11 protein-coding genes are annotated in these 12,334 nt (G+C 25.7%); all 11 read left to right on the top strand.

Annotated features, from left to right (window positions below):
* Positions 1-182: 182 nt before the first annotated feature.
* The 11 genes from Q5I67_RS00410 to Q5I67_RS00360 all read left to right on the top strand — a co-directional run bounded on the left by Q5I67_RS00410 (position 183) and on the right by Q5I67_RS00360 (position 12,308).
* Positions 183-353, top strand: coding sequence for a hypothetical protein (locus Q5I67_RS00410; protein WP_302486009.1), 171 nt, complete (start codon positions 183-185; stop codon positions 351-353).
* A 116-nt stretch (positions 354-469) separates the two neighbouring features.
* Positions 470-1,942 (top strand): sodium/solute symporter, encoded by a 1,473-nt coding sequence (locus Q5I67_RS00405; RefSeq protein WP_302486008.1) that lies wholly within the window; start codon positions 470-472, stop codon positions 1,940-1,942.
* A gap of 36 nt (positions 1,943-1,978) precedes the next feature.
* On the top strand, positions 1,979-2,731 hold the full coding sequence (locus tag Q5I67_RS00400; RefSeq protein ID WP_302486007.1) for a creatininase: 753 nt from the start codon (positions 1,979-1,981) through the stop codon (positions 2,729-2,731).
* A 43-nt stretch (positions 2,732-2,774) separates the two neighbouring features.
* Positions 2,775-4,028 (top strand): cytosine deaminase, encoded by a 1,254-nt coding sequence (gene codA, locus Q5I67_RS00395; RefSeq protein WP_302486006.1) that lies wholly within the window; start codon positions 2,775-2,777, stop codon positions 4,026-4,028.
* Positions 4,029-4,392: 364 nt separating this feature from the next.
* A complete protein-coding gene (locus tag Q5I67_RS00390; RefSeq protein ID WP_118035805.1) occupies positions 4,393-4,605 on the top strand; it encodes a hypothetical protein in 213 nt (70 codons plus the stop codon).
* 75 nt (positions 4,606-4,680) lie between these two features.
* Positions 4,681-5,373 carry a CRISPR-associated endoribonuclease Cas6 gene (gene cas6, locus Q5I67_RS00385; protein WP_227152664.1) on the top strand — a complete coding sequence of 231 codons (693 nt, stop codon included), beginning with the start codon at positions 4,681-4,683 and terminating at the stop codon, positions 5,371-5,373.
* A 30-nt stretch (positions 5,374-5,403) separates the two neighbouring features.
* Positions 5,404-7,236: a hypothetical protein gene (locus Q5I67_RS00380; protein WP_118204335.1), complete on the top strand. Its 1,833-nt coding sequence runs from the start codon at positions 5,404-5,406 to the stop codon at positions 7,234-7,236.
* A 14-nt stretch (positions 7,237-7,250) separates the two neighbouring features.
* Positions 7,251-8,168, top strand: a complete 918-nt coding sequence (locus Q5I67_RS00375; protein ID WP_220450892.1) for a type I CRISPR-associated protein Cas7 — start codon at positions 7,251-7,253, stop codon at positions 8,166-8,168.
* Positions 8,169-8,171: 3 nt separating this feature from the next.
* Positions 8,172-9,011: a type I-B CRISPR-associated protein Cas5b gene (gene cas5b / locus Q5I67_RS00370; RefSeq protein WP_302486005.1), complete on the top strand. Its 840-nt coding sequence runs from the start codon at positions 8,172-8,174 to the stop codon at positions 9,009-9,011.
* A gap of 69 nt (positions 9,012-9,080) precedes the next feature.
* A complete protein-coding gene (gene cas3 / locus Q5I67_RS00365; RefSeq protein ID WP_302486004.1) occupies positions 9,081-11,684 on the top strand; it encodes a CRISPR-associated helicase Cas3' in 2,604 nt (867 codons plus the stop codon).
* Between the two features lie 348 nt (positions 11,685-12,032).
* Positions 12,033-12,308, top strand: coding sequence for a hypothetical protein (locus Q5I67_RS00360; protein ID WP_302486003.1), 276 nt, complete (start codon positions 12,033-12,035; stop codon positions 12,306-12,308).
* Positions 12,309-12,334 lie beyond the last annotated feature (26 nt).

The raw sequence follows: 12,334 nt of genomic DNA, 5'->3' as shown, positions 1-12,334 counted from the left end.
AATAGTATAAATTTTATGCTATTATAATAAATAATATTGACTTTTAAGTCATAAATAGATATGATATGAACATCAAGAAAATAATATAAAATGTAAACAATGAAGTTTATACATTAATAATTACGATATAAATCAGTAGTTATTTTTGTATAAGCTTTTTTTACTTTAAGGAGGAATTTATTATGGAAACATGGGTAATTATGTTAGGTTGTCAGGCTGCTACAGCAGTATTATCTTTGGGTGTAGTTTTAAATTTTATGTATAAAAAAGAACCATTAGATGCAGGTGACGTTCAAATGGCGAAAGAAGTAAAACAAATTAAAATGAAAGAAACACAAGCTCTTGGGGTATAAAATTGAATAGTAGAAAATTAATAATAAACAATGGAGTTTATAGAATATATAAATTGAAATATCAATAAATATATTCTATAAACTTTTTTTATTTTTTATAAAAAGGAGAGGCTATAATGACGTTACAGGAATTATCAATAATATTCTTTTTTGGATTTTTAGTTTTTGTAGGAATAGTAGCATATTTTTCTAGTAAACAAAAAGCATCTGGTGTATCTGCTGATGTTGAATATTATCTAGGTGGACACAGCACTCCTACAGTAGTATTAGCCTTTTCTTATGTGACATCTTCAATTAGTGCAGCTTGTTTCATGGGAGATCCAGGGATTATGTCTACAGTGGGTTGGCCATATTATTGGGTAGTTATTGCTATTGTGCCAGGTTTAATCATTCCAGCTGTATTGCTTATGCCAAAAATGAGACAGCAAGCAGAAAAACTGGGCTCATTAACCATTCCTGAATACTTAGGACAAAGATATAATAGTACAGCATTGCGTTTAATAATTGCAGGTGTAGTTTCTATATTTTATATTTTTCCGTTAGTAGCTCAATTTAAAGGAGCAGCTGTTTTATTAGAATCTTTTACTGGGATTTCTTTTAATATGGGATTAGCTATTATAACAGTTGTAATTATTTTTTATGTTATTGTTGGAGGATTAAGATCTGTAGCTTGGACTGATTTTGTACAAGGTTTACCGATGTTAGTTATTAGTATAGTTTTATTGGTTGTTTCATTAAATGCCGTTGGTGGTTTTAGTGGTTTAGAAGAAAAATTAGCACAAATTGATCCTAATATGTTAAGAGTTGTACAAGATGAAGCACCTGATGCACAAATGTCATTATCTGGTGTTTTTGGTAATTTTGTTTTTTGGTGTGTTATCTTTATAAGTCAACCATATTTATGTTCTCGTTTTTTAGCTATACCAAATGTAAAAAGAAAAACAATTGGAACATTCTTAATTACAGCTTTAATTTTAAGTGTTGTTTACAATAGTTTTTATATTGCAGGTTTAACTGGTAGAGTGTTATTCCCAGATGTTAAAGCCGATTATTTAACCGTAACAATGGCAATAAATCTTTTGCCTACAGCAGTTGCAGCTTTTATGATGATTGGTATTTTTGCAGCCATGATGTCTACAGCAACTTCTGTTTTATTGGTAATTGGTCAGGCAGTAGGTAGAGATTTTTATTCTAAAACTATAAACAAAAATGCTTCACCAGAAAAAGAAGTTTTAGTTACTAGAATTGCGATTGTAGTAGTAGCATTTATCTGTTTTGCATTTAATTATGTTGATCCACCAGAATTTTTATCTGTTGTATTGTACTTAGGATTGAGTGGAATAGGTTCTTGCATTGGTATTCCATTATTTGCAGCTATTGTTTCTAAAAAATCTACTAAAGAAGGAGCAATAGTTTCATCTATTGTTGGACCAATTGCTTATATCATTTTCAATTATGTAGTTGGTTTTAATTTTTGGTTTGCAGGTTTGATGGCTATTGTTGTAGCCGCTATATGTATGGTAGTAATTTCTGTATTTATTAATAAAAAGAATAGAGCTTTAATCAGTAATGTAGCGGAAGCTAAATAATAATTTGTTAGATTATTAAAGGAAAGAGGAATTTATATGTCGTATTATATGCACGATTTAACTTGGCCAGAATTCAATGATAAAAAAGATAAAGTAGTTATTTTACCAATCGGTTCAACAGAGCAACATGCCCTACATCTTCCTTTATGTACAGATGCTAAAATAGCAGAACAATTTTCTCTACATTTAGCTGAAGAAATAGATGGAGTAGTGATGCCGACAATCGTTTATGGTTATAAATCAAAACCTTTAAGTGGTGGCGGTCCATTATTCCCAGGAACAATAGATTTAAATGGAAATACTTTAATTTATTTAGTTCATGATATATTGATGGAATTAGTAAGAGATGGATTTACAAAAATTTTCATTATGAATGCACATTTTGAAAATGAAGCATTTGTAGTTGAAGCAATGGATTTAGTCAATAGAGAAACAAATGGAGCAGCAACAATAGTTGAATCTAATTGGTGGGATCCAATGCCTGAAGATGTGATAGATTTGATATTCGATAAAGTACCTTTTCCTGGTTGGGCTTTAGAACATGCAGCTGTAACAGAAACATCTTTGATGTTATATTTTGCACCAGAACTTTGTAAAATGGATAGAACAGTGGATGTAGTATCAACAAATGCATTGCCTTATTTTAGATATCCATTGAAAAAAGATGATGTACCAGAATCAGGAGCATTAGCAAGTTGTGCTTATTCTAGTGCTGAAAAAGGGAAAGTTATAGTGGATAAAGTACTTCCTGAATTAGTAAATATTTGTAAAAAAGAATTTAATTTATAATAATTTTATATTATTAGGGTATAACATATAGGAGATATATATTATGAAAAATTTATTTATAAACGTTCGTTTAAAAGGAAATAAAGAATTACAATCTATATTAGTTAATGATGGCAAATTTGAAAGAATTGGTAAAATAGAACCACAAGATGATTATAATATTATTGATTTAAAAGGAAATCTAGTAGTATCTCCGTATGTAGACCCACATATACATTTAGATTATGTATTTACTGCAAAATTAGAAGGAGCAACTAATAAAACCGGAACATTATTTGAAGGTATACAACGTTGGAGTGAAACAAAATCTAAATTCACAAAAGAAGATATAAAATATAGAGCTAAAAAAGCAATAAAAAAAGAAGTATTAGCAGGAGTTCAATATATTAGAACACATGTAGATGTAACTAATAAAAATTTTGAGGCATTAGAAGCTATTTTAGAGTTAAAAGAAGAATTAAAAGATATAGTGACAATTCAGATAGTATCTTTTCCGCAAGAAGGAATGTATGCATATAAAAATGGCGTAGAATTAGTCGAAGAAGGTTTAAAAATGGGAGCTGATTGTGTAGGTGCAATACCTCATTTTGAATATGCTAAAGAATTTGGTGAAAAATCTATTCATAAAACAGTTGAATTAGCTTTAAAATATGATCGCTTAATAGATGTTCATTGCGATGAAACAGATGATGATCAATCTCGTTATGTAGAATTATTAGCAGCTCTTACATATATGGAGGGAATAGATAAGAAGACTACAGCTAGTCATACTTGTTCATTAGGTTCGGCTAATAATGCTTATGTTTTTAGATTAATGAATTTATTATGTAAAACAAAAATGAATTTTATTTCATGTCCTACAGAAAATATTTATCTCCAAGGTCGTCAGGATACATATCCAAAACGCAGAGGATTGACGAGAGTAAAAGAATTGAATGATAATCATATAAATGTTTGCTTTGCTCAAGATTCCATGTCAGATCCATGGTATCCTTTAGGAAATGGAAATATGATGAATATTTTAGACCATGGAATTCATATTTGCCAGATGATGTCTTTTGATGAAATTGATAATGCTTTGGATTTAATAACAATAAATGGAGCTAAAACTATGAACCTAGATGATGTTTATGGAATTGAAGTTGGAAAAGATGCTAATTTTATTGTTATTAATGCTAAAAGTGAATTTGAAGCAGTTTGTGAACGTGCAGGTGTATTAGCTTCTATTAGAAACGGAAAATATTTGTTTAATAAAATTCCAGAAAAAGTAAATACTGATATTGAATTATTATCTTAAATTAAAATAATGTTTAGTAAAACAAAAGCTGTAATAATTGAGTATTTTCTCAAATTATTACAGTTTTTTTGTCATATCGTGCCAAACTTAAAAGTTTTAGTAGGATATATAGCTTAGAACATAGAAAACATCAAATGTTACAGTTAATCTAGAATGAAAATACTAATAATCATTCAAATACAAAATGTTAATTTTAATCAATAAAAATATTATATAAGAAAAAGGTATTTTTTTCAATTTGTATATTTTTATAAAATTAATCATTTATATATAAAATACTAATAATCCGAGACTTGAAATAGGTAATATTTTATGATATATTTATTTTAAAGTTTGAAATAAATATATTTTGGGAGGAAAAGCAATGCGAAATGTAATTGAGTTAAAGTCTTTATTTAATAGCGATGATTTTAAAGAAGACATTATAACTAGAGTATTGGAAAAATATAAAGATAAAACAGTAGAAAAAAGAATAAAAGTTTCTAGGAATTTAGATTATATTATAAGAACAGAAAATATTGATTGTGGAAAACTATTAGAAAAGGCTGTTAAAGATTATCTAGCACTTAAATATTAAATTTGTAAATATTGTGGGCTATTTAAATTTAATAGATAGCTCACAATATTTACAAAATAAGAAAGGAGCAATTTGATGAAAGTATATCAAATACGAATGAAGATTTTTTTGTTAGAAGATATTGCTATTAATAAAATTCAAGAAAAGATAACGGCTTTTATTGATTCAGGTTTTAAGACTGATGAAGAGTGGTTGAATTTTCATGAACAGAATAGTTTTAAAAATTATTGTTATGATCAGTTATATCCAGTAGAAAAAGATCGGGTTTATAAAAAAGGAAGGATATATACTTTAACAATTCGTACAGTAGATTTAGAATTAGCAAAGTATTTTAAGCTAGTATGTGTGAATAACTATACTAAGGAATTTAAAGGATTAGTAGCAGAAATCAGAGTGTTGCCAAAAAAAATGTTAGAAACAGTATATACGCTTACGCCTATGATCATAAAAACAGAAAAAGGTTATTGGAAAGAGGCTATAAATTTTACGGAATTTGAGCAAAGATTAAAAGTTAATTTAATAAAAAAATGGAATGCTTATCATAATGAAAAAATTGATGAAAATTTTGATTTGTACACTATGATTGAATTAAAAAATAAAAAGCCAATTGCTATGGAATATAAAAATATAAAGCTGTTGGGCGATAAAGTTCAAATACAAGTGGCAGATAATAAGCGTGCTCAAGATTTATGGTATTTTGCTTTAGGTGTTGGTCTGGGTGAAATGAACGCTCGTGGTTGCGGATTTTTGAATTATCGTTGGTTATAAATTTTTTATTTAAAAGAAAGGAGGAATTTTATGTTTGAAGAATGTTTAGATGTTTTTACAGAGATGTTGAAGAATGAAGATAATCTTAATTTAAAAGGATATATTCCTGCTGATGGCTCATATATAATTGTAAAACAAGATGGTACTGTTAAAAATGCAGATATAAATTTTGATAAAAAAACTAAAGAAACAAGAAGTTTAATTTGTACAGATGATACATTACTAAGTGATATTTGTTTTTATGATTATCACAGTAAATTAATTTCTATGAATAAGCCAATAGATAGTAAAAAAGTGATTCATTCTAATAATTATTTAGCTTTTGCAGTAAAAAAAGAAAGTATTGTTACTGGAAAATTGACAGAAGTAATTATTGATAATTATTATGATACTTTAAAAAATCCTTTAGAAAAAAAATATAAAAAATCTAAATCTAAAGAAGCAAGTAAAATTTATAAAAATTTTGAAGAAGAATATAGTGCTGTAGATGGAGAATTATTAGAAAAGTGTAGAAGTTGGATAAAACAGCATATTTTTTCTATTGATAAATTGATAAATGTTGATTTAGAAAAAAAAGAATATCTTAAAATTTTCTTTGAAGTTTTTGAAGTAAATGAAGATGAAAAAGATATTAAAAATGAAAATAGAGAGTTATTTATTCAAGAAGATAATCGTTATATTTATCCTAACATTTATAATAAAAGTGAATATATTATAAATATACAAAAAGGCTTAGATAAAGATAGATATGGATTACCCTATTATGGTATTAATATGAATGATAAAAAGCCATTTTTAAAAATAAAAACTAGAAAGGTATTTATACCATATTTATTAGATATGAAAGAAGCGTTGTTGCAAAAACAATTTTTTGAATATCTGATGAATTTAGCTTCTGATGGTAAAAATAATGTATATGTTGATATAGTTAATAACAAAATAGAAGCATATGGTGATAAAGAAGAAAGAGAAAAATTTGCAGGTATAGAAGCAGGATATTATTTGCGTATTCAAAAGGGTAAGGAACTAGAAATTCAAGCTCAAGATAATTTAGTAAATTATCAAGATAAATTACTTTTGAATTTTAATTATCAAGATTTTTTCAAGATGAATATAGAAAAATATCCAGAGTATATGAAAGATATAGGCATTTATACAAAAAGAACTGATGTAGGAAAATTAATAAATAATATATTTTTTTCTAAGTATTTATTGACGAATTATTTTACTGAGGCAAATGACATTAGTGTAAAAGATAGTGTTTTAAAAAGAGTAATAATTATATATCGTAATGTTATTTTTGATTGGGTATATAAAGGTATTGATAATGACTTTAACAAAGTAGTAAATAAGTTTTCTCTAGATTTAATAATAAATAGTGTAGTACAAGGAGATTTGTTGAATGCTATAAAGCAATTAAATTTAAGATGGTCATTTAAAGATTATTATAGAGAAGAAGGAGAAAAGACTATGAAAGAATTAGTATCAGATATAGTGAAAAATATTAATGAAAAAATGATTGATACAACAGCAAATTCAGAAATAAAAACAGATGATGAATATTACTATGCAATAGGCTTATTTACAGCGTATTTAATATCTTTAAGTAAAACTAGTAAAAAAACACATGCTTTAGCTAATCCTATATTAGATTCTAGAAGTAATAGAATGATAATTAATAAATTAGAAACTATGTATAAAAAATATAATTATATTATTGAAATTAATAAATTAGAAATAAATAATCTATATGCAATGATATTGGCTTATACAATTTCACATGAAGATATTGTTATAAATGAAGATATGATTCAATATGGTTTTTTAAGAGGAAACATATTATATAATAATGCATTACAATAATGGGAGGATATAAAATGGAAAATAAAACAATGAATAAAAGAGTATATGGTATTTTAGGTATTTCTTCAGTTATGGGAAATTGGAATGCAGATTTTTCTGGTTATCCAAAGTCTTTAAGTGATGGAACTATATTTGCTAGTGATAAGGCTTTAAAATATCCAATGAAAAAAATGTGGGATAATGAAAGTAAAAAAGTAATTTATATTAAGTCTTTAAATGAAAAGCTACTTCCTAAAACTTTAGAAGAACGTTATATACAAGTTTTTGGTAAAGATGATTTTAAATCTATAGAAAAAGTATTATCTAATTTAATGACAGCAGTAGATATAAAAAATTTTGGTGCCACTTTTGCACAAAAAGAATGTAATATTGCAATTACAGGTGCGGTGCAAATTGGTCAAGGAATTAATAGATACAATAAAAGTAACGTAAATGTACAATCGATATTATCTCCGTTTAGAGATAAAACGGATAAAAAAGCAAAGAATTCAACAATTGGAACAAAAATCACAAGTGAAGAAGCACATTATTTTTATCCATTTGTGATTAATCCACTTGCTTATAAAGAATTAGTAGATTTAGGTGTTACAGAAGGTTATACAGAAGAAGATTATCAAAATTTTAAGCGTACAGCATTAGTATCTGCCACAGCATTTGCAACAAATTCTAAAGTGGGTTGTGAAAATGAATTTGCTGTTTTTGTAGAAACGGAAAGTGATGCTTATTTACCTAATTTATCGGAATATGTAACTTTTGAAAAAGGTGAAGATAAAAATATCATAGATTTAGAAGCATTAACAAATATATTGAATGATATGAGTCAGCAAATTAAATCTGTAGAAATTTATTATAATCCATATACTACAGAATTAGTAAATAGTAATAGAAAAGTTGCTAAACATTTTAATATTATAACCTCTAAAGAGGTGTAATAAATGGAAATTTTGAAATTTAAACTTAGTGGAAAGAGTGCTTTTTTTAAAAAGCCCGAAGTAAATACGTATTGTTATTTCACTTATGGCAATATTCATAGAATAGCTTTATTAGGTATTTTAGGGGCTATCTTAGGATATAAAGGTTATAGTCAGATGAAAGATATTTTATCTATAAAAGAAGAGATAGATTTGAAACCAGCTTATCCAGAATTCTATGAGAAATTAAAAGAGTTGAAGATTGCTATTTTACCTTTAAATCCTAAAGGCGTCATTACTAAAAAAATACAGATTTTTAATAATTCAACAGGAGCAGGTTCTAAAGAGTTAGATAAAAAAAATAAAATAGAGTATGGTGTAAATTTGATTGTAAAAGAACAATGGCTTGAAAATCCTAAATGGGAAATTTGTATTTTGCTAGATTGTGAAGAAGCTAAAAAAATCAAAGAAGCTATACAAAATCATAAATGTAAATTTTATCCATATTTGGGGACAAATGACCATTTTGCGGATATTGAATATTTAGGTGTAGAAGAAGCAAAAACTATAGAAGATGATATGTATAGAATTGATAGTTTTGTTTTTAGAGATGATGTAGATATATTAGATTTAGAAAGAGAAGAATTAGAGGATTGGAAATCTCAAGGAAAACCTATGCCTAAAGGTATTTTTAAATATGAAGAAGCTTTACCATACAATATAAATGAGATAACAAATAATTATAAACTTCAAAGATTTGTTTATACTGGAAATTTGGTAGAGTTGGAGGAAGATAGAAAGGTATATCATATACAAGATAAAAATAAAAAAGAAATAGAAGATAAATATATTATATTTTATTGATTAAGTGTATTTAATTGATTAATGGAAACAAGTGTTGTAAAAATTTTTGTTAGTTAGAAGGTGATTTAGGTGGACTATAAAATTCTAAATGAGTTAATAGATAATGTAGATAAGTATAAAGCACATAAAAAACCTAAAAATGAAAAAGATAAAAAGGGAGAACAAATATATGAAACTTTGTTAGAACATATAAAAAGAACAGAAAAATATTTTGCTAAGTTTTGGATAACTAAAAATGGTGATGAGATATTAGAAAGATTTTGCAATCTTATGCTAAAAGATAAGTTAAAAAATGACGAACAAATAGAAAATGCTAAAAAAATATTAAAAGAAATGATAAAAGGTATTGCTATTTTTCATGATATTGGGAAGGTAAATCCAAACTATCAAGTAATAAAAATAGGAAATAAAGAAATAAGTCGAAATGAAGCATTTATAGATGCAAATCATTCATTTATTTCATCAATTAGCTATTTATCATATTTTAGAAGTAAACTAATGAAAGAAGTTTCTAAAAAGAAAATAAGAGATTTGATGAAAGAATTTTTATTGTATCATGCCTATATTATAGAAAGACATCATAGTAATTTAAATGAAATAGAAAAATTTTTAAAAAAGATTTTTTTAGAAGAAAATGATAATTATAAAGAGTCATTAATGGACAAATTTATTAAAGTAATATCAGAAAATAATTTATATAAATATGAATTAAATTTAGAAAATAATGATACAAAATTATTAATAAATGAATTTAAAAGAAAAAAATGTACGAATAACACAAGTAAAGGGAGAAGTAAAGAACAATGTATATATTTATCTATGTATATACGTTGGATATATTCTTTGTTGGTTGCTAGTGATTATTATGCTACATCAGAATTTATGAATGATATGGATTTTAGTAAAGTATCTGATTTAGATAATATAGGATATTGGAATAAATTCTATGAAGATACTTCTTTATTAAAAAACATTCGCAAGTATCAAAAAACTAAATATCCATTATCTGATGAAAAATTAAATACGGTAAAAGATATTAATATTTTGCGTAGTGAGATTTTTTGTGAAGTAGAAGAAAATATAAAAGCTAATGCTGATGAAAATATCTTTTATTTAGAAGCTCCAACAGGTAGTGGTAAAAGTAATACAGCTATTAATGCTAGTTTTAAATTAATGCAACATGATAAGAGATTACAAAAGATATTTTATATTTATCCTTTTAATACTTTAGTTGAACAAAACTTAGAAACTTTAGAGAAGGTTTTTGCTGATAATGAAGACATTAAACAAAATATTGCAGTAATAAATTCAATAACGCCGATAAAAGTATTAAAAAATGATTTAAATGCTAGAGAAGAAAAAAATGTTTATCAGAAAGCCCTACTTGATAGACAATTTTTAAATTATCCTATGATTTTATCGACACATGTTAGCTTATTTAATATTATCTTTGGTAACAGACAAAGTGATGTATTTGCTTTCTATCAATTGTCAAATAGTGTAATTGTTTTAGATGAAATCCAGAGTTATAAAAATAAAATTTGGTCAGAAATAATATGTTATTTAAAAGAATTAGCGAAGATGTTTAATATTAAAATCATTATAATGTCTGCTACTTTGCCTGATTTGGATATTTTATCGAGATTTCAAGCACAAGCAGTAGATTTGCTGGAAATCTCGAGTAGATTTTTTGCAGTGGATTGTTTTAAAAATCGTGTAAAGTTAAATTATGATTTATTAAAAATTGATAAAGATGATATATTAGGTGAATTAAAAACACATTTAAAACAATATCTGAAATCAGATAAGAAAATTTTGATTGAATTTATAAAGAAGAAAACAGCACATGATTTTTGGGTAGATTTACAAGAAAATGAAGATTTTAAAGATGTACAGATAGAGTATTTGTCTGGTGATGACAGCATAGCAGAAAGAAAGAGAATTTTAGATAAAGTCAAAAAAGCTACAGATACTATAATTTTAGTATCTACACAAGTTATCGAAGCTGGTGTAGATATAGATATGGATATTGGATATAAAAATATATCAAAGTTAGATAGTGAAGAGCAATTTTTGGGCAGAATAAATCGTTCCTGCAAAAAAGAAGGTATAGCATATTTTTTTGAAGTTGATGAAGCAAGCAATATATATATAGATGATGTTCGATTGAGTGAAAGTATTGTATTAAAAGATGTAAATATGCAAAAGGTTTTAGAATTAAAATTGTTTGATGAGTATTATAAAAAAGTATTAGAAACTACCATGGAAAAATATGGCTATCATTTTGATGAATTTATAAAAGATATTTCTGATTTAAATTATGAAAGTATAGCTACTCATATGAAATTGATTGATGATACACAGGATATGGTACAAATTTATCTAATTAGGACTTTATGTGTTGATGGCGAAATTTTAGATGGAAAACAAATTTGGGATAGTTATGTAGATTTATGGGAAAATGGCAGAAAAACTATGTCTTATGCCGAATGGAAAATTGAATTGTCTAGAATTACAAGCAAAATGAATAATTTTATCTATCAAGTTAGTAAACATAATCTGCATATAGGAAAATTTTATGAACAAATGGGTAATATTATTTGCTTAGAAGATGGCGATAAATATTTTACAAAAGATAAATTTAATAGAGAGATATTATATATTAAAAAATGAAGCATAAATATATTTTATTAATAATATAGATTTATTATGTTGGGTAAAATTTTTCTAGAATGTTGTTTAAATTAGAGTATAAAATATAAGATCTTAAAAATAAGGAATTAATATCAATAAATGTTGTTTTTGAATTTGCTGTTGTAGATACTAGGGTAAATATAACGATTAGATTAATAGTAACAAAGGTTGTTTTAAATGAACTTAGCAATGGATATATATAGATATTTTTAAACAAAAAATGATAATAAATTATTATGAATAAATATATAATCTATTAATAATTTTTATAGACTAAAAGGATTATTTTTGTTATAATATACAAACTATGACTTTGGAGGTATATATTTGACAAAAATAAAAATATTATTGGTTACTATTTGTATTATGGTGATGTCTACTATGACTGTTAGTGCAAATGCGTTTGATGATTTAAAAGATGACTTAAAAGATGATCAAGCATTGAAGTTAGCAGCGGGATATTTAGTTGCTAATGAGGTGCAACGATTGACAAAAATAAGTGCATTGGAATTATTCTTAGCTTCAACAGCAATTAATTATATGGACGATAAAGATCTAACAAATGCAGTAGTAAAATCTTTAGTATATCAGATAAAATTTTAAATAAAAAATGCATTAGAATTTTTTCT

The organism is uncultured Megamonas sp. (assembly GCF_958438645.1).
GTDB lineage: Bacteria > Bacillota > Negativicutes > Selenomonadales > Selenomonadaceae > Megamonas.
The sequence above is the reverse complement of the archived record's forward strand: the minus strand, read 5'-3'. Positions and strand labels throughout refer to the sequence as shown.